Annotated in this window: 24 protein-coding genes; 9 read left to right on the top strand and 15 right to left on the bottom strand. The window is 72.4% G+C overall.

Going from position 1 to position 24759, the window contains the following annotated elements; all coding sequences use genetic code 11:
- Nucleotides 1–20: 20 nt before the first annotated feature.
- The 4 genes from qcrB to ctaE form a co-directional block, all read right to left on the bottom strand.
- Nucleotides 21–1655: a cytochrome bc1 complex cytochrome b subunit gene (qcrB, locus tag OG946_RS08130; RefSeq protein ID WP_326795457.1), complete on the bottom strand. Its 1635-nt coding sequence runs from the start codon at nt 1653–1655 to the stop codon at nt 21–23.
- On the bottom strand, nt 1652–2725 hold the full coding sequence (gene qcrA, locus OG946_RS08135) for a cytochrome bc1 complex Rieske iron-sulfur subunit (RefSeq protein WP_326795458.1): 1074 nt from the start codon (nt 2723–2725) through the stop codon (nt 1652–1654). Before qcrA ends, qcrB begins: the two co-directional genes overlap by 4 nt.
- A complete protein-coding gene (qcrC, locus tag OG946_RS08140) occupies nt 2722–3534 on the bottom strand; it encodes a cytochrome bc1 complex diheme cytochrome c subunit (RefSeq protein ID WP_047015327.1) in 813 nt (270 codons plus the stop codon). The genes qcrA and qcrC overlap by 4 nt, the downstream gene beginning before the upstream one ends.
- 63 nt (nt 3535–3597) lie before the next feature.
- Complete coding sequence (ctaE, locus tag OG946_RS08145) at nt 3598–4221, bottom strand: aa3-type cytochrome oxidase subunit III (RefSeq protein ID WP_326795459.1); 624 nt, start codon at nt 4219–4221, stop codon at nt 3598–3600.
- 156 nt (nt 4222–4377) lie between these two features.
- On the opposite strand from ctaE, the gene OG946_RS08150 reads away from it, so the two are divergent.
- Complete coding sequence (locus tag OG946_RS08150) at nt 4378–4791, top strand: hypothetical protein (protein ID WP_326795460.1); 414 nt, start codon at nt 4378–4380, stop codon at nt 4789–4791.
- Between the two features lie 60 nt (nt 4792–4851).
- Here OG946_RS08150 and OG946_RS08155 read toward each other — a convergent pair whose 3' ends face one another.
- The 4 genes from OG946_RS08155 to ctaC form a co-directional block, all read right to left on the bottom strand.
- Nucleotides 4852–6105, bottom strand: a complete 1254-nt coding sequence (locus OG946_RS08155; RefSeq protein ID WP_326795461.1) for a L,D-transpeptidase — start codon at nt 6103–6105, stop codon at nt 4852–4854.
- Between the two features lie 114 nt (nt 6106–6219).
- The gene (locus OG946_RS08160; protein WP_047015330.1) at nt 6220–6618 is read right to left on the bottom strand and encodes a cytochrome c oxidase subunit 4; all 399 of its coding nucleotides are present in this window, start codon (nt 6616–6618) and stop codon (nt 6220–6222) included.
- Nucleotides 6615–8366, bottom strand: coding sequence for an aa3-type cytochrome oxidase subunit I (gene ctaD, locus OG946_RS08165; protein ID WP_101424962.1), 1752 nt, complete (start codon nt 8364–8366; stop codon nt 6615–6617). Before ctaD ends, OG946_RS08160 begins: the two co-directional genes overlap by 4 nt.
- The gene (gene ctaC, locus OG946_RS08170) at nt 8363–9361 is read right to left on the bottom strand and encodes an aa3-type cytochrome oxidase subunit II (RefSeq protein WP_326795462.1); all 999 of its coding nucleotides are present in this window, start codon (nt 9359–9361) and stop codon (nt 8363–8365) included. Before ctaC ends, ctaD begins: the two co-directional genes overlap by 4 nt.
- Nucleotides 9362–9610: 249 nt before the next feature.
- On the opposite strand from ctaC, the gene OG946_RS08175 reads away from it, so the two are divergent.
- Nucleotides 9611–10996, top strand: coding sequence for a cysteine desulfurase/sulfurtransferase TusA family protein (locus OG946_RS08175; protein WP_326795463.1), 1386 nt, complete (start codon nt 9611–9613; stop codon nt 10994–10996).
- Nucleotides 10997–11099: 103 nt separating this feature from the next.
- Here the strand turns inward: OG946_RS08175 and OG946_RS08180 are convergent, their stop codons facing one another.
- Nucleotides 11100–12089 (bottom strand): carbohydrate kinase family protein, encoded by a 990-nt coding sequence (locus OG946_RS08180; RefSeq protein ID WP_326795464.1) that lies wholly within the window; start codon nt 12087–12089, stop codon nt 11100–11102.
- Nucleotides 12090–12235: 146 nt separating this feature from the next.
- On the opposite strand from OG946_RS08180, the gene OG946_RS08185 reads away from it, so the two are divergent.
- Together OG946_RS08185 and OG946_RS08190 are read left to right on the top strand one after the other, a co-directional pair.
- Nucleotides 12236–12487 carry a hypothetical protein gene (locus tag OG946_RS08185; protein ID WP_326795465.1) on the top strand — a complete coding sequence of 84 codons (252 nt, stop codon included), beginning with the start codon at nt 12236–12238 and terminating at the stop codon, nt 12485–12487.
- An 86-nt stretch (nt 12488–12573) separates the two neighbouring features.
- Entirely contained in the window at nt 12574–14310 is a 1737-nt protein-coding gene (locus OG946_RS08190) for a hypothetical protein (RefSeq protein ID WP_326795466.1), read from the top strand.
- Nucleotides 14311–14439: 129 nt separating this feature from the next.
- On the opposite strand, the gene erpA is transcribed toward OG946_RS08190, so the two are convergent.
- A complete protein-coding gene (gene erpA, locus OG946_RS08195; protein ID WP_018837629.1) occupies nt 14440–14793 on the bottom strand; it encodes an iron-sulfur cluster insertion protein ErpA in 354 nt (117 codons plus the stop codon).
- Nucleotides 14794–15101: 308 nt separating this feature from the next.
- Between erpA and nadA the strand changes: the two genes are divergently transcribed.
- On the top strand, nt 15102–16286 hold the full coding sequence (gene nadA, locus OG946_RS08200; RefSeq protein WP_326795467.1) for a quinolinate synthase NadA: 1185 nt from the start codon (nt 15102–15104) through the stop codon (nt 16284–16286).
- A gap of 53 nt (nt 16287–16339) precedes the next feature.
- Nucleotides 16340–17215 carry a GNAT family N-acetyltransferase gene (locus OG946_RS08205; RefSeq protein ID WP_326795468.1) on the top strand — a complete coding sequence of 292 codons (876 nt, stop codon included), beginning with the start codon at nt 16340–16342 and terminating at the stop codon, nt 17213–17215.
- A gap of 12 nt (nt 17216–17227) precedes the next feature.
- On the opposite strand, the gene OG946_RS08210 is transcribed toward OG946_RS08205, so the two are convergent.
- The 4 genes from OG946_RS08210 to OG946_RS08225 all read right to left on the bottom strand — a co-directional run bounded on the left by OG946_RS08210 (nt 17228) and on the right by OG946_RS08225 (nt 20600).
- Nucleotides 17228–17950: a response regulator transcription factor gene (locus tag OG946_RS08210; RefSeq protein ID WP_326795469.1), complete on the bottom strand. Its 723-nt coding sequence runs from the start codon at nt 17948–17950 to the stop codon at nt 17228–17230.
- Nucleotides 17947–19386 carry a sensor histidine kinase gene (locus OG946_RS08215; protein WP_326795470.1) on the bottom strand — a complete coding sequence of 480 codons (1440 nt, stop codon included), beginning with the start codon at nt 19384–19386 and terminating at the stop codon, nt 17947–17949. Before OG946_RS08215 ends, OG946_RS08210 begins: the two co-directional genes overlap by 4 nt.
- Before the next feature lie 88 nt (nt 19387–19474).
- Nucleotides 19475–19753, bottom strand: coding sequence for a PspA-associated protein PspAA (pspAA, locus tag OG946_RS08220; RefSeq protein WP_326795471.1), 279 nt, complete (start codon nt 19751–19753; stop codon nt 19475–19477).
- A 37-nt stretch (nt 19754–19790) separates the two neighbouring features.
- Entirely contained in the window at nt 19791–20600 is an 810-nt protein-coding gene (locus tag OG946_RS08225) for a PspA/IM30 family protein (RefSeq protein WP_101424950.1), read from the bottom strand.
- Nucleotides 20601–20918: 318 nt separating this feature from the next.
- Here OG946_RS08225 and OG946_RS08230 point away from each other — a divergent pair, with 318 nt between their 5' ends.
- Nucleotides 20919–21470, top strand: coding sequence for a DUF3043 domain-containing protein (locus tag OG946_RS08230; RefSeq protein ID WP_326800184.1), 552 nt, complete (start codon nt 20919–20921; stop codon nt 21468–21470).
- 80 nt (nt 21471–21550) lie between these two features.
- On the opposite strand, the gene OG946_RS08235 is transcribed toward OG946_RS08230, so the two are convergent.
- Nucleotides 21551–21766: a hypothetical protein gene (locus OG946_RS08235; protein WP_101424948.1), complete on the bottom strand. Its 216-nt coding sequence runs from the start codon at nt 21764–21766 to the stop codon at nt 21551–21553.
- Nucleotides 21767–21871: 105 nt separating this feature from the next.
- On the opposite strand from OG946_RS08235, the gene OG946_RS08240 reads away from it, so the two are divergent.
- Nucleotides 21872–23074: a bifunctional adenosylcobinamide kinase/adenosylcobinamide-phosphate guanylyltransferase gene (locus OG946_RS08240; protein WP_326795472.1), complete on the top strand. Its 1203-nt coding sequence runs from the start codon at nt 21872–21874 to the stop codon at nt 23072–23074.
- A 228-nt stretch (nt 23075–23302) separates the two neighbouring features.
- Nucleotides 23303–24394: a nicotinate-nucleotide--dimethylbenzimidazole phosphoribosyltransferase gene (locus OG946_RS08245; protein WP_326795473.1), complete on the top strand. Its 1092-nt coding sequence runs from the start codon at nt 23303–23305 to the stop codon at nt 24392–24394.
- The last annotated feature ends 365 nt before the right edge of the window (nt 24395–24759 follow it).

Consider the following 24759-nt stretch of genomic DNA (forward strand, 5'->3'; position numbering starts at 1 on the left):
CGCCCGGCGGCGGACAGGCCCTAGTGGTGCCCGTGGCCGCTGGTGATCTCCTCGTACTCGCGCCGGGTCGGCTTCGCGATCTGGCCGGCCTCGCCGTAGTAGCCCTGCGACAGCCTGGCCCGCAGCTTCGCCACCGGGCTCTGCTTGCGCACCACGCCGTTGTCGTCGACCGTCGGGCCGAGCTCCAGCGGCGCGTACTGGTCGTGCGCGGTGAGCTTGTGCATCTCGTCCTGCGACAGCGACTCGTGCACCTCGATGAACTCGCCGTGCGGCAGCCGCTTGATGATGCCCGTCTCCCGGCCGTGCAGGACCTTCTCGCGGTCCCGCCGCTGCAGCCCGAGGCAGATGCGCCGGGTGATCCAGAAGGCCAGCACCGGGGCGACGAAGAAGGAGACCCGCACGAACCACGTGATCGACTCGATCGAGAGGTGGAAGTGCGTCGCCCACAGGTCGTTGCCGCCGGCCATCAGCAGCACGAAGACCCAGGTCAGCCAGGCCACCCCGAAGGCGGTGCGGGTCGGCACGTTGCGCGGGCGGTCCAGGGTGTGGTGCTCGCGGTGGTCGCCGGTGACCCAGGTCTCGAAGAACGGGTAGGCGACCATCGCGATCGGGACGAGACCCACGATCATCAGCGGGATGAACACCCCGAAGTTGATCGTGTATCCGCCGGGAATGTTCCATTCCCAGCCGGGCATGAACCGGATCAGCCCCTCGGTCCAGCCCATGTACCAGTCCGGTTGGGCTCCGGTGGAGACCAGATCCGGTCGGTACGGTCCGAGATCCCAGACCGGGTTGATGGTGAACATCCCCGCGATCACGGCGACCACGCCGAAGACGACGAAGAAGAACCCGCCCGCCTTCGCGACGTAGATCGGCATGAAGGGTGCGCCCACGACGTTGTCGTTGGTCTTCCCGGAGCCCGCGAACTGGGTGTGCTTGTGGTAGAAGACCAGGATCAGGTGGAGCACGAAGAGCCCCAGCATGATGCCCGGCACCAGGAGCACATGGATGGCGAAGAATCTCGGGATGATGTCCGTCCCGGGGAACTCACCGCCCCACAGGAAGAACGCCAGGTAGGTGCCGACCACCGGGGTGGCGAGCGTCGCGCCCTCCATGAAGCGGACGCCGGTGCCGGAGAGCAGGTCGTCGGGCAGCGAGTAGCCGGTGAAGCCGGCGATGCAGCCGAGGACCAGCAGCGTGAAGCCGAAGAGCCAGTTGACCTCGCGCGGCTTGCGGAACGCGCCGGTGAAGAAGACGCGCATCATGTGCGTCGCCATGGCGGCGATGAAGATCAGCGCGGCCCAGTGGTGGATCTGCCGGATGAGCAGCCCGCCGCGGACGTCGAAGCTGATGTCCAGCGTGGAGGCGTACGCCTCCGTCATGTGCACGCCGTTCATCGGCGCGTACGAGCCGTGGTAGGTGATCTCCGCCATGCTCGGCTTGAAGAACAGCGTCAGGTACACGCCGGTCAGCAGCACGATCAGGAAGGTGTACATGGCCACTTCCCCGAGCAGGAAGGACCAGTGGTCGGGGAACACCTTGCGGATGTTCTTGCGGCCGGCGGCGTGCAGCCCCAGCCGGGCGTCCGCCCAGTCGGCGACCTTCTCACCTCTGCCGGGCGGTTTGCGGCGTGTATCTGTCGTGGTGGTGCTCATCCGCGCTCCCAGAAGCTGGGGCCTACCGGCTCGTCGAAGTCGCCGAGCGCGTACAGGTAGCCCTCGTCATTGACCGTGATCCTAAGCTGCGGCAGGGGGTGGCCCGCCGGGCCGAAGAGCACGCGCGCGCCGTCGGACAGGTCGAACGTCGACTGGTGACACGGGCACAGCACGTGGTGCGTCTGCTGCTCGTACAGGCTGACGGGACAACCGACGTGCGTGCAGATCTTGGAGTAGGCAAGGATGCCCTCGTGTCCCCAGTCCGCCGACTTCTGGTCCTTGATGTCGCCCGGGTGGATCCGGACGAGCATCAGCGCCGCCTTGGCGATCTCGGTGTTGAAGTTGTGGTCGCCTTCCTTCAGCCCCTCGGGCTTGGCGAAGGAGAGCGAACCGACGGTGATGTCCTCCGGGCGCAGCGGCTCGTCGGTGTTCATGTTGATGAGCAGCTTGCCCTTGCCCCACAGGGTGTGGCGCAGCTTGGTGCCCGGCAGCGGGCCGAGGTCGCGCAGCAGCACGACGCCGGCGAGCGGCACCAGCGTGAGCGCGCCGAGCATGGTGCGGCGGATGATCTTGCGGCTGCCGATCGCCGATTCCTCGGTGCCCTGGCGCCACTGGGCCTTGGTGATGGCCTTGGTCTCTTCGGAGGACTCGATCTGGTGCCGCTCCTGGATGACCTCCACGTCCGACATCAGCGTGCGGGACCAGTGGATGGCGCCGGCGCCGATGCAGAACAGCGCGAGGCCCAGGGTGACGCCGAGGGCGAAGTTCAGCGCGCTGATGTGGCCGAGCGGGAAGATGTAGACGATCTTGTCGACGTCGATCGCGACGAACGAGGCGATGAAGCCGACGGTCGCCAGCATCGACACCGTGAAGAGGAGCGAGACGGTGCGCTCGGAGCGCTTGGCGGCCCGCTCGTCGATGTCCTGCTTGCGCGGCTCGTGCGGCGGCAGGCCGGGGTTGGCGAACGGGTCGCGCTCCTCGACCGCGACGCCCCCGCTCTCCTCGCCCTCCCGGACGGTCGGCAGGTGCTCGCCGTTGTTCTCGTTCTCGGAGCCAGGCTGGCTACTCATGACTTCTTGGCCTTTGCAGAGCGGGCGGTGATCCAGATCGTCAGGATGACGAGGGAGCCGAGCCCGAAGACCCAGGCGAACAGACCCTCGCTCACGGGGCCGAGGCCGCCGAGGCTGAAGCCACCGGGCGACTCGGCCTCGTCGCCGCCGACCTCGTCGAGGTAGGCGATGATGTCCTGCTTGTCCGAGGTGGTCAGCAGCTTGTCGGGGAAGGACGGCATGTTCTGCGGCCCCGTCTGCATCGCCTCGTACATGTGCTTCGGATCGACGCCGTCGATGTTCGGCGCGTACTTGCCGTCCGTCAGGGCGCCGCCCTTGCCGGTGAAGTTGTGGCACTGCGCGCAGTTGGTACGGAACAGGTCACCGCCGCGGGCGACGTCGCCGCCCGCCGGGTCGTACTGGCTCTCCTCGGGGACCGCAGGGCCCGGACCCAGGGAGGCGACGTACGCGGCGAGCTGGTCGATCTCCTTCTGGGTGTAGACGCTCGGCTTCTTCGGCGCCTGGGCGCCCTGCTGCTGCAGGGGCATCCGGCCGGTGGAGACCTGGAAGTCCACCGCAGCCGCGCCGACGCCCACGAGGCTGGGGCCGTCGCTGGAGCCCTGCCCACCGGTGCCGTGGCAGCTCGCGCAGCCGACCCGGAAGAGCTTCTGTCCCTCTTCGACGGCGAGGGACTGGGCGCTGGTCTCGTCGGCCTGCGCCTTACCCGTGGGCGCGAATGTGGCGTACAGCCCCCCGGTGGCCGCCAGCGCGATGAGTAGGACGACGAGCGCCGCCAGCGGATGGCGCCGTCGTGCGGAGAGCTTTTTCACGGATTACCCCGGTATCAGGATCTTCAGCGTCGGTGTGCTTCTCGGTGCCGGCTCCCCGGCCGGTTACTTGATCAAGTAGATCGTGGCGAAGAGGCCGATCCAGACCACGTCGACGAAGTGCCAGTAGTAGGACACCACGATCGCGGCGGTCGCCTGCTGGTGCGTGAACCGTCTGGCCGCGTAGGTGCGTCCCAGGACCAGCAGGAAGGCGATCAGACCGCCCGTCACATGCAGGCCGTGGAAGCCGGTGGTCAGATAGAACACCGAGCCGTACGGGCCGGAGGAGAGCGAGATGCCCTCGTGCTTCACCAGCTCCACGTACTCGGTGACCTGCCCGGCGATGAAGACGGCACCCATGATGAAGGTCACCGTGAACCACATGCGCAGCTTCTTCACGTCACCCCGCTCGGCGGCGAACACGCCGAGCTGGCAGGTGAGGGAGGAGAGCACCAGGATCGTGGTGTTGCCGAGCGCGAACGGAACGTTCAGGGCCTCGGACTGTTCCTTCCAGTAGTCCGCTCCCATCACCGAACGCAGGGTGAAGTACATCGCGAAGAGGGCCGCGAAGAACATCAGCTCGGAACTCAGCCAGATGATGGTTCCGACGCTGGTGAGGTTCGGCCGGTTGACCGACGGGTGCGCGTGCCCGGTCTCTACTGCTGCTGTTGCTGTCGCCACGTCCGACATTATGTCGGTCCCTTATCTCCGCCTCACTCCGGGGGTGCCGTTCGGAGTGTCAGGGCGCCGCAGAGGCGCCGTAGAGGGGCCCTGGACTGCACCGCCGCACCCCGGGCGGAGTAGCATCCGCGGTGAGAGCGGTGCCCGAGAACCACCGGAGGAACCATGGAGTCGACGGCCGCAGGACCGGTCAACGTACTGGTCTACAGCGACGACGCGAACACGCGCGAGCAGGTCCGGCTCGCCGCCGGCCGCCGCCCCGCGGCGGACCTGCCGCCGGTGGAGTACGTCGAGTGCGCCACGTTCCCGGCCGTGTTGGCGGAGCTGGAGCGGGGCGGCATCGACGCCTGCGTGCTCGACGGCGAGGCGGTGCCCGCCGGCGGCATGGGCGTGTGCCGGCAGATCAAGGACGAGATCTTCCAGTGCCCGCCCGTCCTGCTGGTCATCGGCCGCCCGCAGGACGCCTGGCTGGCGACCTGGAGCCGGGCGGAGGCCACCGTGGCCCACCCGGTCGACCCGGCGGCGCTCGCGGACGGTCTGGCGGAAGTGCTGCGGCTGCGGCTGGCCGTACGCGCCTGAGAGGGCCGGCGCCGGAGGACCCGGCGCTCCCCCGCCGGGCCGTACCGCTCGGCGGGCGGCTCAGACCCCGGGCCGCAGCCGGCCCGCCTCGGAGGGGCCGCCGCCGCCGCGTACGCCGGGCGTCAGGGCACTGCCCTCCTGCCACTTGGTCCAGGAGAGGTTCCAGTCCCCGAAGCCGTTGCCGAACGGAGCCATGTCCTCGCCGTAGCTGTTGACGACCTCCACGATGTCGCCCGGCCGTACGGTCTTGAAGAACCAGGCGGCGTCGTCGGTGCTCATCCCGGTGCAGCCGTGGCTGACGTTGGCGGCGCCCTGCGAGCCCACGGACCAGGGGGCGGCGTGCACGTACTCGCCGCTCCAGGTGACGCGGGTCGCCCAGGACACCTGGAGGTCGTAGTCCTCCCCGGTGCCGCCGACGCCGATGCTGGCGCCGGTCATCCGGACGCTCGACTGCTTCTCCAGCACCACCTTCTTGCCGTTGCGGGTCTCGAAGCCCGCCTTGCCGGTGGTGACCGGGATGGTGTTGATCTCTTTTCCGTTGCGGTACACGGTCATCTCGTGCGCGGAGGCGTCGGTGACCGCCTCGATGCGGTCGCCGATCTTCAGTTCGAGGGGTTTCGCGGCGCTCGCGTAGACGCCCTCGCGTACCTTGACGCCCTCCAGCCGGCTCTCCAGCCGGACCCGGGCGCCCGCGGGCCAGTACTCCTTGGGACGGTAGTGGAGTTCCTTGTCGCCGACCCAGTACCAGGCGCCCTGGGCCACGGGGGTCGAGCTGACCTTCAGCCCGCGCTCGACGACGGCCCGCTCCGCCTGGGTCTTCACGGCCCGGTTCAGCTTGACCGTGAGCGGCTGGCCGACGCCGTACGTGCCCTTGTCCGGGCCCAGCTCGACCTTCATCGGCTTCTTCGTCTTGACCTTGGAGGTGCGGTACGTCAGCCGCTTGCGGCCGGGCGTGCCGTCGTCGTTCTCGGTGCTCACCTCGACGCTGTACCGGGACCGGGCGGCCAGCGGCACGGTGCTGCGCCAGGTGTGGCCGTCGTCGGACAGCCGGCCGCGTACGTACCGGCCGCTCTCGTCCACGGCCGTGACGTCCGTGATGCGGGCCTGCCCCTGGGCGGTGACCTCCAGGTCCTCCGAGGGGTCGGCGAGACCGCTGTCGTCGGCGAGGCCGGCCAGCGTGATCCGGCCGGCGGGCTCTCCCGGTTCGCGGGCCAGCGGATGGCCGCCGGCGCCGCAGGCGGCGAGTCCCGGGGCGAGGGCGACCAACAGCAGGGAACAACTGACTGCCGTGCGGCGATGGGGCGTTTGGCTCATGATCACACGCTAGGCAGATGCTCCACGCGACGCGCGGTGTGTGGGCCATACGAGGGGGCCGCGGCACCCGTTCGGCGTGCCGCGGCCCCGTCGGTGGAGCTGTGCTGTAGTGCGCTACTGGTTCTGGTCCGCCCCGCGGTAGTACTCGAAGACCCAGCCGTAGAGGCCGACCAGGATCACGGGGATGGAGAAGTACAGCAGCCACCAGTTGAGGACGATGCCGAGGAAGGCGAGCGCGCCGCCGATGGCCAGCGACAGCGGCTGCCAGCTGTGCGGGCTGAAGAAGCCCAGCTCGCCGGCGTCGTCGGCGACCTCCGCCTCCTTGTTGTCCTGCGCCCCGGTGTCGACCCGGCGGGCCGTGAAGACCAGGTAGTACCCGATCATCGCGGTCAGGCCGAAGGCCAGGAACAGCGCGGTGGTGCCGACCGGCTCCTTCGACCAGTAGCCGTAGACGATCGCCGCGACCAGGACGAAGGCGGCGAGCCAGCCGAACATGTGGCCCTGGATCTTCACTTCGCTTCCCCTTCGCTGCCGCCGCCGACGAGCGTCTTGTCACCGGCGCCGTGGCCGTGCCCGACCTGGGCCGCCGCGATCTCGGGATGGTGCAGGTCGAAGGCCGGCGATTCGGACCGGATGCGCGGCAGCGAGGTGAAGTTGTGCCGCGGCGGCGGGCAGGACGTGGCCCACTCCAGCGAGCGGCCGTAGCCCCACGGGTCGTCGACCTCGATCTTCTTGCCGTACTTGGCGGTCTTCCACACGTTGTAGAAGAACGGCAGCATCGACATGCCGAGCAGGAACGAGCTGATCGTCGAGAAGGTGTTCAGGGCGGTGAAGCCGTCGGCCGCGAGGTAGTCCGCGTACCGCCGGGGCATGCCCTCGGCGCCCAGCCAGTGCTGCACCAGGAACGTGCCGTGGAAGCCGATGAACAGCGTCCAGAAGGTGATCTTCCCGAGCGTCTCGTCGAGCATCTTGCCGGTGAACTTGGGCCACCAGAAGTGGAAGCCCGCGAACATCGCGAAGACGACGGTGCCGAAGACCACGTAGTGGAAGTGGGCCACCACGAAGTACGAGTCGGAGACGTGGAAGTCCAGCGGCGGCGAGGCCAGGATGACACCGGTCAGACCGCCGAAGGCGAACGTCACGAGGAAGCCGATGGACCAGAGCATCGGTGTTTCGAAACTCAGTGATCCCTTCCACATCGTGCCGATCCAGTTGAAGAACTTCACTCCTGTTGGCACCGCGATCAGCATCGTCATGAACGCGAAGAACGGTAGGAGTACGCCACCTGTCACGTACATGTGGTGCGCCCACACGGTCACGGACAGGCCGGCGATGGAGATCGTGGCGGCCACCAGGCCGATGTAGCCGAACATCGGCTTGCGGCTGAAGACCGGGATGACCTCGGAGATGATGCCGAAGAACGGCAGCGCGATGATGTACACCTCTGGATGCCCGAAGAACCAGAAGAGGTGCTGCCAGAGCAGCGCACCGCCGTTCGCCGGGTCGAAGATGTGCGCCCCGAACTTGCGGTCCGCCTCCAGCGCGAGCAGCGCGGCGGCCAGCACCGGGAAGGCGAGCAGCACCAGCACACCGGTGAGCAGCACGTTCCAGGTGAAGATCGGCATGCGGAACATCGTCAGGCCGGGCGCCCGCATGCAGATGATGGTCGTGATGAAGTTGACCGAGCCGAGGATGGTGCCGAAGCCGGAGAGCGCCAGACCCATGATCCACATGTCGGCGCCGACGCCCGGCGAGCGCACCGCGTCGGAGAGCGGCGTGTACGCGAACCAGCCGAAGTCGGCCGCGCCCTGCGGGGTGATGAAGCCGGCCACGGCGATCAGCGACCCGAAGAGGTACAGCCAGTACGCGAACATGTTCAGCCGCGGGAACGCCACGTCGGGCGCGCCGATCTGCAGCGGCATGATCCAGTTCGCGAAGCCCGCGAAGAGCGGCGTCGCGAACATCAGCAGCATGATCGTGCCGTGCATCGTGAACGCCTGGTTGAACTGCTCGTTGCTCATCACCTGCGTGCCCGGCCGGGCCAGCTCGGCGCGCATGAACAGCGCCAGGACGCCGCCGATGATGAAGAAGAAGAACGACGTCGCCAGGTACAGCGTGCCGATCGTCTTGTGGTCGGTGGTCGTCAGCCACTTGACCACGACGTTGCCGGGCTGGCGGCGGCGCGCGGGCACCTCGTCCTCGTATGCGTCTTCGCCCGCGCCTGCGGCCGCCGCACCCTGGGGTTCGTTGAGGATGCTCATTGGTAGTTGGTCTCCGCATTCCTAGCGGCGTCGGTCTGGGGGATGCCCGCCGGGATGTACCCGGTCTGGCCCTTGTCGGCCAGCTTCTGCAGGTGCTCCTGGTACTTCTCCGGGGAGACCACCTTCACGTTGAAGAGCATCCGGGAGTGGTCCGTGCCGCACAGCTCGGCGCACTTGCCCAGGAAGGTGCCCTCCTTGTTGGGGGTCACCTCGAAGACGTTGGTGTGGCCGGGGATGACGTCCTGCTTCATCAGGAACGGCACCACCCAGAAGGAGTGGATGACGTCCCGGGAGGTCAGCACGAACTGGACCGTCTCACCCTTGGGGAGGACCAGCGTGGGGCCCGGGTTGCCGGTCTGCTGGTTCTCGCTGGCCGGTACGCCGTAGTCGTAGACGCCCTCGGCGCCCTTCGGCACGGCCTTGAAGTCCCGGTCGGGGATGGCGTCGAGCTCCTTGGGCCGCTTCGCCGGCGTGGCGGCGTCGCCGTCCAGGTTCTCCAGGTAGTTGAAGCCCCAGCTCCACTGGTAGCCGACCACGTTGATCACGTGGTCCGGCTTCTCCGAGGTCTCCAGCAGCTTGCTCTCGTCGCGCGCGGTGAAGTAGAAGAACACCGCCACGACGATCAGCGGGACGACCGTGTACAGCGCCTCGATGGGCAGGTTGTACCGGACCTGGGCCGGGACCTCGACCTTGGTCCTGGAGCGGCGGTGGAAGATGACGCTCCACAGGATCAGGCCCCAGACGAGGACCCCGACGGCCAGGGCGGCCGCCCAGGATCCCTGCCACAGGGAGAGGATCCGCGGCGCCTCCTCGGTGGCCGGCGTGGGCATGCCCAGGCGGGGGAAGTCCTTGTAGGTACAGCCGGAGAGGGTGACCAGGACCAGGCCCGCGGCCAGCGCCTGCGGCAGCCTTCGCCGCATCGTGCGCCGCGGCGAGCGGGTACCTCCCGCGGCCGCCTTGTGGCCGCGGGGGAGGTCGGAGCCGTTGTGACTCACGTAGCGCCTTCCCGAGAGTCTCGCCCACGGTCCCTTCGGGCGCGCGGGCAGCAGGTTTGGATGTTTACGCGGACCAAACCCTACTGGACGCCATTTGGGGTCGCTCGGGGAGGGTGCCCTGGCGCGCCGGGGGCACTCCTATGGCATGGCGGCGGCCGTCAACTCGGTCCCGCCGGTCCCCCGTCGGGGCCCGTCCCGGGCGCAGGCGTCGCGGGCCCGGCGGCGCGGACCAGGGGATAGCGTGGTCGCGTGCCGTACTTCGACGCCGCGTCGTCCGCGCCCCTTCACCCGATCGCCCGGCAGGCCCTGCTCGCCGCGCTCGACGAGGGCTGGGCCGATCCGGCCCGGCTGTACCGGGAGGGCCGCCGGGCGCGCCGGCTGCTGGACGCCGCGCGCGAGACCACCGCGGACCTCGTCGGCTGCCGCCCGGACGAGCTGGTGTTCACGTCCTCGGGTACGCGCGCGCTGCACGACGGCATCGCCGGGGCGCTGACGGGCCGCCGCCGCACCGGGCGGCACCTCGTCGTCTCGTCGGTCGAGCACTCCGCGGTCCTGCATGCGGCGGAGGGCCACCAGGCGGCGGGCGGGGACGTGACGTACGTGCCGGTGGACCGCGGCGGCCGGGTGGCGCCCGGGGCGTACGCCGAGGTGCTGCGCCCCGATACCGCGCTGGCCTGTCTGCAGTCGGCCAACCACGAGGTGGGCACCGAGCAGCCGGTCGCCGAGGCGGCCGAGGAGTGCCGGGCCGCCGGGGTGCCGCTGCTGGTGGACGCGGCGCAGTCGCTGGGCTGGGGACGTACCGCGGGGCCGTGGTCGCTGCTGGCGGCGAGCGCGCACAAGTGGGGCGGCCCGCCCGGCGTGGGGCTGCTCGCGGTGCGCAAGGGCACGCGCTTCGCGCCCGCGGGCCCGGCGGACGAGCGGGAGTCGGGCCGCGCGCCCGGCTTCGAGAACATCCCGGCGATCGTCGCGACCGCCGCCTCGCTGCGCGCCGTACGCGGGGAGGCGGAGGCCGAGGACGCGAGGCTGCGGGCGCTGGTGGACCGGATCCGCGCGCGGGTGCCGGAGACGGTCGCGGACGTGGAGGTGGTCGGCGACCCGGAGCGCCGGCTGCCGCACCTGGTGACGTTCTCCTGCCTGTACGTGGACGGGGAGGCGCTGCTGCACGCGCTGGACCGGGCGGGGTTCTCGGTCTCGTCCGGATCTTCGTGCACGTCGAGCACCCTGACGCCGAGCCATGTGCTCAAGGCGATGGGGGTGTTGTCGGAGGGCAACGTGCGCGTGTCGCTGCCGCAGGGGACGTCGGTGGAGGACGTGGAGGGCTTCCTGCGGGCGCTGCAGGACGCGGTCACCGGGGTGCGGGCGGAGCTGGGCGCGCCCGTGAGCGGTGCGGCGGAGGAGGCGCCGGGCGGGGAGCTGGTGGTCGACGCGCGCGGGCGGCGCTGCCCCATCCCCGTCATGGAGCTGGCGAAGGTCTTCGACCGGGTGCCGGTGGGCGGCACGGCGCTGGTGCTGTCGGACGACGAGGCGGCGCGGCTGGACATCCCGGCGTGGTGCGAGATGCGCGGGCAGGAGTACGTCGGCGAGGAGCCGGCTGCGGGCGGCGGCACGGGCTACCGGGTGCGGCGCAGCAGCTGAGCGGCGGCCGGTCCGTACGGGACACGCGCGGCGGGCGCCCGGCCGGTCCTGCCCGCCGGGCGCCCGCACTGCTGGTCCTGCTGCTCCTGCTGCTCCTGCTACGTCAGTCCTGCACCGACTCCGGCAGGTGCTCCTGCACCTCGGCGGCGGCATCCTGCCCGTACGCCTTGGTGAAGCGGGCGACGAAGTTGCTGCGCCGCAGCTCGTACTCCTGCGGGCCCACGGTCTCGATGACCAGCGTCGCCAGCATGCAGCCGAGCTGCGCCGCCCGCTCCATGCTCACGCCCCAGCTCAGCCCGGACAGGAAGCCGGCCCGGAAGGCGTCGCCGACGCCCGTGGGGTCCGCCTTGCGCTCCTCCTCCGGGCAGCCGACGAGGATCGGCTCCTCGCCGGCGCGGTCGATGCGCACGCCGCGGGCGCCGAGGGTGGTCACGCGGGTGGCGACGTGCGTCAGCATCTCCTCGTCGCCCCAGCCGGTCTTGGTCTCGATCAGCCCCTTCTCGTACTCGTTCGAGAAGAGGAATGCCGCGCCCTCGGTGAGGGTGCGGATGCCGTCGCCCTCCATGCGGGCGATCTGCTGCGAGAAGTCGGCGGCGAAGGGGATGCCGCGGGTGCGGCACTCCTCGGTGTGGCGCAGCATCGCCTCGGGGTCGTCGGCGCCGATGGAGACGAGGTCGAGGCCGCCGACGCGGTCGGCGACGGTCTTCAGCTCGATCAACCGGGCCTCGCTCATGGCGCCGGTGTAGAAGGAGCCGATCTGGTTGTGGTCGGCGTCGGTGGTGACGACGAAGCGCGCGGTGTGCAGCACTTCGGAGATGCGGACGGAGCCGGTGTCGACCCCGTGCCGGTCCAGCCAGTCGCGGTACTCGCCGAAGTCGGCGCCGGCCGCGCCGACGAGGATCGGGCGGGCGCCGAGCTGGCCCATGCCGAAGCAGATGTTGGGTCCGACTCCGCCGCGGCGCACGTCCAGTTTGTCGACGAGGAACGACAGCGAGACGGTGTGCAGTTGGTCGGCGACCAACTGATCGGAGAACCGACCGGGGAAGGTCATGAGATGGTCGGTCGCGATGGAGCCGGAAACGGCAATATGCACGGCGTACGCTCCTGTAGGCGGGGCAGGTAACGCGGGTAGTGCTCACGCTACCGGCTGAACACCGGCCTCCGGACGGGTTCGTCCCGGCCAAAACTACCTGATAGTAGGTCTTACCACTCCTCGCCGCGGGTGCGTACGGTCGAGATATGCAGAAGGACTCGCGGGCCTCCGCCACCCCCCTCCCGTCGTCAGCCTTCCCGAGCGCAGCGCCCCTGGAGCTGGAGGGCGGACTCGCCGAGCTGCGCACCGACTGCGCCCGGATGGCGCCGCACTGGTCGGGCCACCCGCACAGCCCCGCGGGGCACGTGCCTGACAACCGGATCAGCGGTCTGGCACGGATCATGGTGCCGTCGGCCTCCGCGGACCTGCTCCGCGGCATGTCCGAGTACGGCGACTGACCCCGCCGCCCGGTCGGCTCCCCCCGGAGGGAACCGGATCCGCGTGACCGGCGTCCCATCGGCATCCCCGACGAAGGAGCCGGACGGTGAGCACCGAGCACACCCCAGGTCCCGTGCCTGAGCCCGAGCCCGCGCACGCCCGCGCGGCCGGTCCTGACGGCCGGGACGCCGAAGACCCGGGCGGCGCCGGCGAGCCCGGCCGCCCGGACGGCGGCAGGCGCCGCCCCGGTGTGCTGGTGGCCGCGGCCGTCGCCGCCGCGGTGATGCTCACCGGCGGCGGGGTCGCGTACCTGGTGGACCGGACGGACGACGGCGGCGGCACCGGCTCCGACGGCGGCGAGCCGCCGCCGCTCCGGCTCGACGGGCTCTCCATGGAGGCCGCGGCGAGGGGTGGCAGCGCGCCGCTGCGGCTCGTCGGCGAGCTGCCGGAAGGGCCGGACGAGGCGCCGGTGTTCGAGCCCGCGGGCCGGGTCGGGGCCGCCGACGTGGCGCGGCTCGCGGCGGCGCTGGGGATGGACGGCAAGCCCCGCGAGGAGGGCGGCGGCTGGCGCGTCGGCGTCTCGCGCGACGGGCAGGGGCCGCTGCTCCAGGTCCAGGCGGAGGCGCCGGGCGCCTGGACGTACCAGCAGTACGGCGGCACCGCCTGCGACCTCCCGCTGCCGGCGGAGCAGGACGGCGGCGACCCGGACGCAGCGGTGACGTCCGCGTGCGCGGCCCCCGTCACCCCGCGCGACGCGCAGGGCGACCCGGCGCCGGCGGCCGCGGCGAAGAAAGCCGCCGAGCCGGTGCTCGCGGCGGTGGGCCAGGAGGACGCCGAGGTGGCGGCGGCCGAGCCGTTCGGCGCGGTGCGTACGGTGACGGCCGAGCCGGTCGTCGGCGGGCTGCCGACGACGGGCTGGCAGACGTCGCTGCAGATAGGCGGGGACGGGCAGGTGACCGGCGGCAACGGCTACCTGGTCGATCCCGCCGAGGCGGACACGTACCCGGTGATCACGGCGGACGCGGCGTTCCAGGAGCTGAAGAAGCCCGCGGGCGGCAGCGGCGAGGAGCCGGCGGTCGCTCCGGCATGCGCCTCGGCGGTGCCGTACGAGAAGGGCACGGGACCCGGCAAGCCGCCGGCCGGCAAGGTCGACCCGTGCCTCGGCAAGATGGCGCCGACCAAGGTGCGCGGGGCCGAGTTCGGGCTCTCCGCGCAGTCGGTGGAGGGGCGGCCGGTGCTGGTGCCGTCCTGGCTGTTCCAGGTGACGAGCGACTCGCCGACCCCGTTCCACGGCGGCAAGCCGGGCACGGTCGTCTGGCCGCAACTGGCCGTCGCGCCGGAGTACGTCACCACCGCGGAACCGAGCGCGCCGGCGGTCCCCGAGCCGGCCCCGCCGACGTCCGCCCCGGGCGCCGAGCCCACCGCCGGCGGCGGCTCCGCCGGCCGGCCCGGCAGCCCCGCGCCGTCGGAGAGCAGCGACTCGGGGACGGGTTCGCCCGGTCAGGTGGAGCCCGCCGAGCCCGCGCAGCCGCCGTCGTCCGCGCCCGCCGAGGAGCCCGAGAGCCGCGGCGGTGCGGCGGGGAGCCCCGTGGCCATCGAGTCGTACTCGGTGACCGGGCGCACCCTGAAGCTGCACTACTGGGGCGGTGTGTGCACCGAGTACGCGGCGACCGCCGACGAGTCGGACGGCGCGGTGACGGTGCGGCTCACCGGCGAGGACGAGCCGGGCAAGGTCTGCATCCAGATCGCGAAGCGCTTCACGGAGACGGTGGAGCTGTCCGCACCGCTCGACGGCCGCAAGGTCGTGGACGCGCGAACGGGAGAGCGGGTGGCCGCCAAGTAGGCAGGAGGAACGTGCCACGCCGGGCGGCAACGCCCACACAAGCGGAAGGCGGCGGAACCGTGGGGGTTTCCGCCGCCTTCCTCATGCCGGTACGCGCCGGCGGCCCGTCGTGCGCTCCGGGCGGGCTCCTCAGCTGAAGGAGTCGCCGCAGGCGCAGGAGCCGGTGGCGTTCGGGTTGTCGATCGTGAAGCCCTGCTTCTCGATGGTGTCGACGAAGTCGATGGACGCGCCGGTCAGATAGGGGGCGCTCATCCGGTCGGTCACGACCGAGACGCCACCGAAGTCCTTGACGACGTCGCCGTCGAGGTCGCGGTCGTCGAAGAAGAGCTGGTAGCGCAGGCCCGAGCAGCCACCCGGCTGAACGGCGACGCGGAGCTTGAGATCCGGCTGGCCTTCCTGCTCCAGCAGGCTCTTGACCTTCGCCGCAGCGGCGTCGGACAGAATGATGCCGTCGACTGCGGTGGTCTCGCCCTGAACGGTCATTCGCATGTCTCCCGGGTTGTGGACTGCTTGCCGATCGAGTCCAACCGGCCGCGCTCCCGATTCATTCCGGCCGGGGGCGCGCTTTCTTGCTCCCCTCATGCTCGCATACGCCACCACTTCGGGTCATCCGCCCAAGGTCGGAGGAGGGCGTACGGACCGGTCCCGGACCCGCGCGCGGCATTCGTCACATTGACGCGAGCACCATCGTCAACCTGACGCGAAGGGGATATGATTAATAACGTCAATATGACGAAAATGGATTGCGCCGGCAGCCCGCCGAGAGCCGAAGAGAAAGGGTGGAGTGCGCTGTGACCACCGCCCAGGACCTTGATGTGACCCCCACGCCCCTCGCCCTGCTGCTGCTCGGGCGGGAGGCGGACCCCTCCAGCGAGCGCGGCGTCGACTGTCCGGGCGATCTGCCCGCCCCCTCGGACCCCGGGCTGGTCGAGCGCGCCCGCGCCGCCAAGGAACGGCTCGGCGAGAAGGTCTTCGTTCTCGGCCACCACTACCAGCGCGACGAGGTCATCCAGTTCGCCGACGTGACCGGCGACTCGTTCAAGCTCGCGCAGCAGGCCGCCGCCCGCCCCGAGGCGGAGTACATCGTCTTCTGCGGCGTGCACTTCATGGCCGAGTCCGCGGACATCCTCACCTCCGACGCCCAGGCGGTCGTCCTGCCCGACCTGGCGGCCGGCTGCTCCATGGCCGACATGGCCACCGCCGAACAGGTGGCCGAGTGCTGGGACGTGCTCACGGAGGCCGGTGTGGCGGACGTCACCGTCCCCGTCTCGTACATGAACTCCTCCGCGGACATCAAGGCGTTCACCGGCCGGCACGGCGGCACCATCTGCACCTCCTCCAACGCCGAGCGGGCCCTGGACTGGGCGTTCGACCAGCGCCCCGCCGGCGCGGGCAAGGTGCTGTTCCTGCCCGACCAGCACCTCGGCCGCAACACCGCGATACGCGACCTGGGCCTGACCCCCGACGACTGCGTCGTCTACAACCCGCACCGGCCGGACGGCGGCCTGACCGCGGAGCAGTTGCGCGCCGCGAAGATGATCCTGTGGCGCGGGCACTGCTCCGTGCACGGCCGCTTCTCGCTCGACTCGGTCGAGGAGGTACGCGCGCGCATCCCCGGCGTGAACGTGCTGGTCCACCCCGAGTGCAAGCACGAGGTGGTCGCCGCCGCCGACCAGGTCGGCTCCACCGAGCACATCATCAAGGCCCTCGACGCGGCCCCCGCGGGCTCGAAGTGGGCCGTGGGCACGGAGCTGAACCTCGTCCGCCGGCTGGCGAAGCAGCACCCCGACAAGGAGATCGTCTTCCTCGACCGCACCGTCTGCTTCTGCTCCACGATGAACCGCATCGACCTGCCCCACCTGGTCTGGGCGCTGGAGTCGCTGGCCGACGGCAAGCTCGTCAACCGCATCGAGGTCGACGAGGAGACCGAGGAGTACGCCAAGCTCGCGCTGGAGCGGATGCTGGCGCTGCCCTGACGGCCGGATGCGGGGGGTGACGCGGGCCCGGCGCAGGGCAGAGGATTGACCTCATGATCCTGCGCCAGGTCCGCGACTCGAAGGACGACGCCGAGGCCGTACGCTCCACCGCCTACGCCGCGTTCGCCGCCTCGCACGCCGCCAAGGGCGACCCGGCTGAGGAACGGGACGAGAGCAGCGCGATCCTCCTGCGCAGCGTCGTACGGCACCTGGCGCGCACCGACCCCAGCGGCTGCTGGCTGGCCATGGACGACACCGGCCGGCCGCTGGGCGCGGCGCTGTCCACCAGACGCGAGGGCACCTGGGGTCTTTCGCTGCTGGTCGTCACGCCGGAGGCGCAGGGCAAGGGGCTCGGCAAGGCGCTGCTGGCGCGCACGCTCGCGTACGGGCGCGGCTGCCTGCGCGGCCTCATCTGCGGCTCCCGCCACCCGCACGCCGCCCGCGCCTACCGCAGCGCGGGCTTCACCCTGCACCCCGCCATGCGGCTGCGCGGCACCGTCGACCACGCCGGTCTCGAACCGCCGACCGGCGCGGTCGTCGAGGGCGGGCCGGGGCAGCGGGACCTCATGGACTCCGTGGACCGCAGGCTGCGCGGCGGCGCCCACGGCCCGGACCACACCGAGTTGTTGCGGCACTTCCAGTGCATCGTCGCCGACGACCTCGCCGGCAGCGGGTACGCGTACCTGCGTGACGGCCGGGTGGAGCTGCTGGCGGCCACGTCGCGGCGGATCGCGGCGCGGCTGCTGACGGCGGCGCTGCTGAGCCTCGCTCCGGGGGCGGCGGCGGAGGTCGGGCACCTGACGGCCGATCAGGAGTGGGCGGTCGACGTGGGGCTGGCGGCGGGGCTGCAGCTGACGACGCGGGGTTACATCTGCGTACGGGGCATGCGCCCGCCGACGCCGTACCTCCCGTCGGGCCTGCTCCTGTAGCGGATACGGGCCCTAGCTGCCGGGGCGGACGAGGCCCGACTCGTAGGCCAGGACCACCAGTTGAGCCCGGTCGCGGGCGCCCAGTTTGGCCATCGTGCGGTTGACGTGCGTCTTCACCGTCAGCGGGCTGACCTGAAGCTGGCGGGCGATCTCGTCGTTGGCCAGGCCGCGGGCGACGAGCCCCAGTACCTCGCGCTCCCGGCTCGTCAGCGCGCCGAGGCGGTCCGTCGCCTCCGCGCGTCCGGTGGCGTCGGCCGTGCCGCCCGGCGGGGTGTCGCCGCCCGCCAGGAAGCGGGCGATGAGCCCCTTCGTCGCCGTGGGCGACAGCAGCGCGTCGCCGTCCGCGGCCACCCGGATCGCGGCCAGCAGCTCGCCGGGCTCCGCGCCCTTGCCGAGGAAGCCGGAGGCGCCCGCGCGCAGCGCCTCGATGACGTACTCGTCGACCTCGAAGGTCGTGAGGATGACCACGCGCACGTGGCCGAGGCCGTCGTCCTCGGAGATCGTGCGGGTGGCGGTCAGGCCGTCGGTGCCGGGCATCCGGATGTCCATGAGCACCAGGTCCGCGCCCGTCTCGCGGACGACCCGCACCGCCTCCGCGCCGTCGCCCGCCTCGCCGACGACCTCCATGTCCGGCTCCGAGTCGACCAGGACGCGGAACGCGCTGCGCATCAGCGCGTGGTCGTCCGCAAGCACCACCCGGATCGGCCGCGTCCGCGGCGGCGGGACCTCGCTCACCCCTGCTCCTTCATCGCCTCACCGGGCGCGCGGCGCAGACAGCCGGACGCCCGCCTCCCGTTCGCCTCCCGCTCCCGCGGCGCCCGGGCCGTGCCCGGGCCGCCGGCGGCGGGGGCGCCGCCCGTGTCCGCGTCCGCGGTCACCCGCAGCGGCAACCGCACCCGTACCTCGAAGCCCGTCCGGCCGTCCGTACGCTCCCCCGCCGTGCACCGGCCGCCCAGCGCGGCGGCGCGCTCGCGCATGCCGACGAGCCCGAGCCCGCCCGCGCTCCCGCCGTCCGCGTCCCCCGCGGCGCCGTCCTTCCCGCCGCCGTCCGGTCCGGTGCCGGCCGCGCCGGGGCCGTCGTCGCGGACCACGACCTCCAGCTCGTCCGCCTCCCGCGCCAGGCTCACCACCGCGTGCGCCTCCGCCCCCGCGTGCTTGCGCACGTTCGTCAGCGCCTCCTGGAGCACCCGGTACGCGGCCAGGTCCACCGCCGCCGGCAGCCCGCCGATCACCTCGGCCGCCCGCTCCACCCGCGTCGTCACCGCCGTCCTGCGGGGGCCCAGCTCCGAGGCGACCTCCACCGACACCGGCGTGCCCGCCCGGACGAACCCCTCCACCAGCTCCGTCAGCATCGCCAGCCCCGGCGCGGGCTCGGTGGGCGCGTGCGGGTCGCCGGACTGGCGCAGCAGCCCCACCGTGGTGCGCAGTTCCTCCAGCGCCGTGCGGCTGGCGTCGCGTACGTGCGCCAGCGCCTCCTTGGCCTGGTCCGGGCGGCTCTCCATCACGTGCGAGGCCACCCCCGCCTGGACGTTGACCAGCGCGATGTGGTGCGCGACGACGTCGTGCAGCTCGCGCGCGATCCGTACCCTCTCCTCCGCGACCCGCCGCCGCGCCTCCTCCTCCCGGGTCCGCTCGGCCCGCTCGGCGCGCTCGCGGATGGCGTCGACCACGGCCCGGCGGCTGCGCACGGCGTCGCCGACGCCCGCGGCCATCCCGGTCCAGGCGAAGACCCCGAGGTTCTCGTCCGCGTACCAGGGGCGGTCGCCGAAGAGCATCATCGCGAACGTCAGCACCCCGATGGTGAGCAGCGCGATGCGCCAGGTGGTGTGCCGGTCGGTGCGGGCGGCGACGGTGTAGAGGGCGACCACGACGCTCAGCGCGATCGGCGAGCGCGGGTCGCCCGCGGAGGCGATGACGTGCGCGATGGTCAGCGTCATCGTGGCGGCGAGCACGGCCCACGGCGCCCGCCGGCGCAGCACGAGGACGGCGCAGGCCGCGGTCGCCAGCACCACCTCGGCGGGGCCGAGGTCGGCGGGCGGCGGCGCGTTCGCCCCGCGGTCGGGGTACACGGAGCTGATGAGGATGGCGGCGAGCGCGACCGCCGCCAGCAGGGCGTCGGCCGCGAGGGGGTGCGCCCGCAGCCAGCGGGGCAGAGCGGCGAGTGGGGTCACGGGAGCATGGGGTGCAGAGGAGGGCCGGCCCCGGTCCTGACGACCGGGGCGGGGAGCGGCCGAGGCGTACGTGGTGCTGTGCCGGGAGTCAGCCGGGGATGAGGCCGTCGTCGCTGAGCATCTCCCTGACCTCCTCCAGGGAGGCGTCGGGCCCCGGGAGGATCAGCTCGGAGGGCTCCAGCGCGTCGGCCGGCAGCGGGGTGCCCAGCGAGCGCACGGCGTCCAGCAGGGCGCCGAGGGTCCGCCGGAAGCCGGTCTCGTCACCGCCCTCCATCTCGGCGAGCAGTTCGTCGTCCAGCTTGTCGAGCTCGGCGAAGTGGCTGTCGTCCAGCTTCACCTGACCCTCCCCCATGATCCGTACGATCACGGCTTTCTCCCGTTCTTCCGAGCCCGTCGCGGGGCAGTCACTGCTTGTCGAACCGCGGGGCGTCCTGCGGCGGAGCCTGCTGCTGCGGCGGCGTCTGGGCGCCCTGCTGGCCGCCCTCGATCGCCTGCTGCTGCTCGGCGGGGCCGCCCGCCAGCTCGGCCTTCATGCGCTGCAGCTCCAGCTCGACGTCCGCGCCGCCGGAGAGGCGGTCCAGCTCGGCGGAGATGTCGTCCTTCGCCATCCCCGTCGGGTCGTCCAGCGCACCCGAGGCCAGCAGCTCGTCGATCGCGCCGGCGCGGGCCTGCATCTGCGCCGTACGGTCCTCGGCGCGCTGCACGGCCAGGCCGACGTCGCCCATCTCCTCGGAGATACCCGAGAACGCCTCGCCGATCCGGGTCTGCGCCTGCGCCGCGGTGTACGTGGCCTTGATGGTCTCCTTCTTCGTCCGGAAGGCGTCCACCTTGGCCTGCAGCCGCTGGGCGGCGAGGGTGAGCTTCTCCTCCTCGGTCTGGAGCGTCTGGTGCTGCGTCTCCAGGTCGGTGACCTGCTGGTGCAGCGCCGCCTTGCGGGACAGCGCCTCGCGCGCCAGGTCCTCGCGGCCGAGGGCGAGGGCCTTGCGGCCCTGGTCCTCCAGCTTGGCGGACTGGTTCTGCAACTGGCCGAGCTGGAGCTCCAGGCGCTTGCGCGACGTCGCCACGTCGGCGACGCCCCGGCGCACCTTCTGGAGCAGCTCAAGCTGTTTCTGGTAGGAGTAGTCGAGGGTCTCGCGCGGGTCCTCGGCCCGGTCCAGGGCCTTGTTGGCCTTCGCGCGGAAGATCATCCCCATCCGCTTCATGACACCGCTCATGGGCCTCGCGCGCCCCCTTCTGACGGACTTCAGCCTCGGCACATACTCTGCAGAACCCACAGTACGGGCCCCGCTTCTATTACCGCACTGCCTGGGCGCCAATGCGCTCCTCCTGTGGGACGAACCGCGGGGGGTCCGCCCTCCCGCCCAGGGAGTAGACGACCGTAGGGGCTCCCGGTTCGCGCGCCCCCACAGGTAGTGACACGCACGCCGTTGCCGGATCGTTCCCCCTCGCTCTGGGTCGTACACCCGGGAGCCCCTATTCTTGGGCTTGTGTTCGGAAGCCGTTCCAAGGATGACCAGTCCACTGAGCCCGAGGTGAGCGCGGTGGAGTCGAAGCATGTGCGTCCGGCCGAGGCGCCCAAGGGCAGGCCCACGCCCAAGCGCAGCGATTCGCAGGCGCAGCGCCGCGCCATGGCCAAGACGCCGGTGACGCGCAAGGAGGCGTCGAAGCGCGCGCGGGAGACGCGCAGGGCCGACATGGCCCGCCAGCGCGAGGCGCTGGCCTCGGGCAACGAGAAGTACCTGCCCGCGCGCGACAAGGGCCCGGTGCGCAAGTTCGTGCGGGACTACGTGGACTCGCGGTGGTGCGTGGCGGAGTTCTTCCTGCCGCTGGCCATCGTCATCCTCCTGCTCAGCATCACGCCGTCGGCGGGGCTGAAGAACATCTCGCTGCTGCTGTGGCTGTTCGTGATCGTGCTGATCGTCTTCGACTCGATCGCGATCTCCGTGCAGGTGAAGAAGCAGCTCAAGGCGCGTTTCCCGGACGAGAGCCACCGCGGCGCCCGGGCGTACGCGCTGATGCGCACGCTGCAGCTTCGCCGGATGCGGCTGCCGAAGCCGCAGGTGAAGCGGGGCGAGCGGCCCTGACGCCGACGGGCGTACGGGGCGGAGACCGCCGCGTACGCCCGTACGAGCCGAACGCCGCCGCCCGGGTGCCGGGCCGGCCGCTACGCGCCCTCGGCCGCCGCCAGGCTCATCGGGCCGTACACCTCGGCCCCGTCCTCCAGCAGCCTGACCTGCTCGACGCCGCCCGCCAGCAGCTCCTTCCAGACCTCGCCGAGCCACGACTCGGCGTCACCCTGGGTCGTGAAGTCCTCCGGCTCCACCGCCGGGGTCGTCTCCGTGCCGTCGGCCTTCTCGAACCGCCAGGTCCACGCTGCCATGACTGCCTCCGTCCCACGCCGGATAGTGCGCTGGCAGCGTAACCGAGAGCGCTGAAGCGCCGCCCCGCCCGGGCGCGGGACCGCCCCTCGCGAGACGATCGGGGCGTGGACATCACCCTCCTCGGCACCGGCGCGCCCGCCGGGCTGCCGCGCCCCGGCTGCCCCTGCGCGGCGTGCGCCGCCGCCGTCGGGCCCGAGGCACGGGCCGCGACGTCCGTCCTGGTGGACGGCATCGTGCTGCTCGACCTCACGCCCGGCGCCGCGCTCGCCGCTGCGCGCGCCGGGCGGACGCTGTCCGGCGTCATGCAGGTGCTGCTCAGCCACCCGCACGACGGCCCGGCCCTGGCGCCCCCGGCCGGCGTGCCGGCGCCCTCGCGGGCGCCGGAGGGGCAGGAGGTGACGCTGATCAGCGGGCACCGGGTGCGGGCCGTCGCGGTCGACCGCCCCGGCACCGGGTACGAGATCACCGGGCCCGGCGGGCGGCGGCTGCTGTATCTGCCGCCGGGGGCTGCGCCGGCGGGCCTCGAAAGTGCTGTGGAGCCGTACGACCTGGTGCTGCTCGACGTCTGCGGGCGCCCCGACGCGCTCGCCCGGCTCCGCGCCCACGGCGCCGTCGCCGCAGCCACCGACGTCGTCGCCGTCCACCTCGGCGGCCACTCGGGCGACGCCTCAGGGCCGACCCCGCCGCCGGGGCCCGAGCTGCACCGCCGGCTCGCCGCCGCGGGGGCCAGGGCCGTACCGGACGGGGTGAGCCTCGTCGCGGGACACGGCCCGGACAGCCCCGTCGTGCCACGGCGCACGCTGGTCCTCGGCGGCGCCAGATCGGGCAAGTCGGTGGAGGCGGAGCGGCGGCTCGCGGCGTTCCCCGAGGTCGAGTACGCGGCCACCGGCGGCACCCGCGACGGGGACGCCGAGTGGGCGGCGCGGGTCGCCGTCCACCGCGAGCGCCGGCCGGCGAGCTGGCGTACCACCGAGACCTGCGACCTGGTGCCGCTGCTCGCCGCGGACGGCGCGCCGCCACTGCTGATCGACTGCCTGTCGCTGTGGCTCACGGACGCCATGGACCGGGCGGGGGCGTGGGAGGGCGGCGACGTACGGCCGCGGGTCGACGAGCTGGTCGCGGCGGTACGCGCCACCCGCCGCACGGTCGTCGCCGTCAGCAACGAGGTCGGCTCGGGCGTCGTCCCCGCCACCCCGGCGGGCCGGCTGTTCCGCGACGAGCTGGGCCGGCTGAACGCGGGGGTGGCGGCGGAGTGCGAGCAGGTGCTGCTGGTGGTGGCGGGGCAGGTGCAGGTCCTCCGGGGGTAATCGATTCTGCGGGTACGACGGACCCGCGGGCCCGGGGCAGCCACTCCATCCCGCACCGCCCGTTCCGATTCCGGACCGGATACGGACCAACCGCCCGGGCACCGGTCCGCGCTGCCGCGGCGAAGATGCGCCGGAGCGGCGCTGCCCCCGAGGTTGGCGGCCCGTTCCCGGGCGGCCAACCTCGGGGGCAGCGGAGTCGGCGGCGCGCCCTGCGGGTAATCTGCGCCCGTGAGCGGCCTGAATCTGGACGACTTCATCAACGACATCGACCGCCCCGACTCGGCCATCCGCCGGGATGCCGAGGAGTGGCGGGCGACCCACGGCCCGCGCCCCGGCGCGCTCGGCCGCCTGGACGACCTCGGCGAGTGGCTGACGGCGGCGCAGGGCGGCGTGCCGGCCAAGCCGGTCGCGGCGGCGCGCCTGGTGCTCTTCGCCGGCGACCACGGCGTCGCCGAGCTGGACGTCTCGGGCCGCGCTGCGGGCACCGCCGACGCGCTGGCCCGCGCCGCGCTCGACGGCCGGAGCGCCTCGGCGATCCTCGCCCGCCGCTTCGGCGCCGGGCTGCGGGTCGTCGACATGGCGCTCGACTGCGACCCGGAGTCGCTGCCGAAGGAGGTCACCCGCCATCGCGTACGCCGCGGGTCGGGCCGTATCGACGTCGAGGACGCCCTGACGGCGGAGGAGGCCGAGGAGGCGTTCCGGGCCGGCATGGCGGTCGCGGACGAAGAGGCCGACTCCGGTACGGACCTGCTGCTCCTCGGCGACCTCAGCGTCGGCGGCACCACGGCGGCGGGCGCGATCGTCGCGGCCCTCTGCGGCACCGACGCCTCGGTGGTCACCGGCCGCGGCGGCGCGGGCATCGACGACCTGGCCTGGATGCGCAAGTGCGCGGCGATCCGCGACGCGCTGCGCCGCGCCCGGCCGGTGCTGGGCGACCAGTTGCAGTTGCTCGCCACGGTCGGCGGCGCGGACCTCACCGCGATGACGGGCTTCCTGCTGCAGGCGGCGGTACGCCGCACGCCGGTGGTGCTCGACGGGGTGGTCTCGGCGGCGGCGGCGCTGGTCGCGCAGCGGGTGGCGTTCCGGGCGCCGGACTGGTGGCTGGCCGGCCAGGCGAGCGGCGAGCCGGCGCAGGAGAAGGCGCTGGACCGCATCGCGATCGACCCGCTGCTCGACCACGGCGTGACGACGGGCGAGGGCGCCGGCGCCCTGCTGGCCCTGCCGTTCCTCCAGGCGGCGGCGGAACTGTGGGCGGACCTGCCGGAGCACACGCCCGGCCAGGACACCGCGGCCGAGGAAGCGGTTGACGACATCACCTGACGCGGCGAACCCGCCGGGAGCCGGGGGCACGGGACGGGCGAACGCATCGGACGAGCCCGCCGGGCCCGGCCCGGCAGCCGCGCCGGACCGGCCCGGACACCCGGACGCACCGGGGCGGGCCGCGGCCTCGCCCGGGACCGCAGACCCGGCCGACGGCCCGGGCAAGGACGCCCCGGACGAGGCCGGGCTCAAGTCATACGGGACCGAGGGCCCCGGCCCGACAGCCGAGGCGAGTCGGCCCGGACACCCGGACGCACCCAGGCCCGAGCCCCCGGACGAGGCGGACACCGCCGAGCCGCCGGTCACCCCCGACCCGGCGGCGGGCCGGACCGATCCCCCGGGCCGGGACGGGGGGCCGGCCCCGG

Source organism: Streptomyces sp. NBC_01808, from assembly GCF_035917395.1.
Taxonomy (GTDB): Bacteria; Actinomycetota; Actinomycetes; order Streptomycetales; family Streptomycetaceae; genus Streptomyces.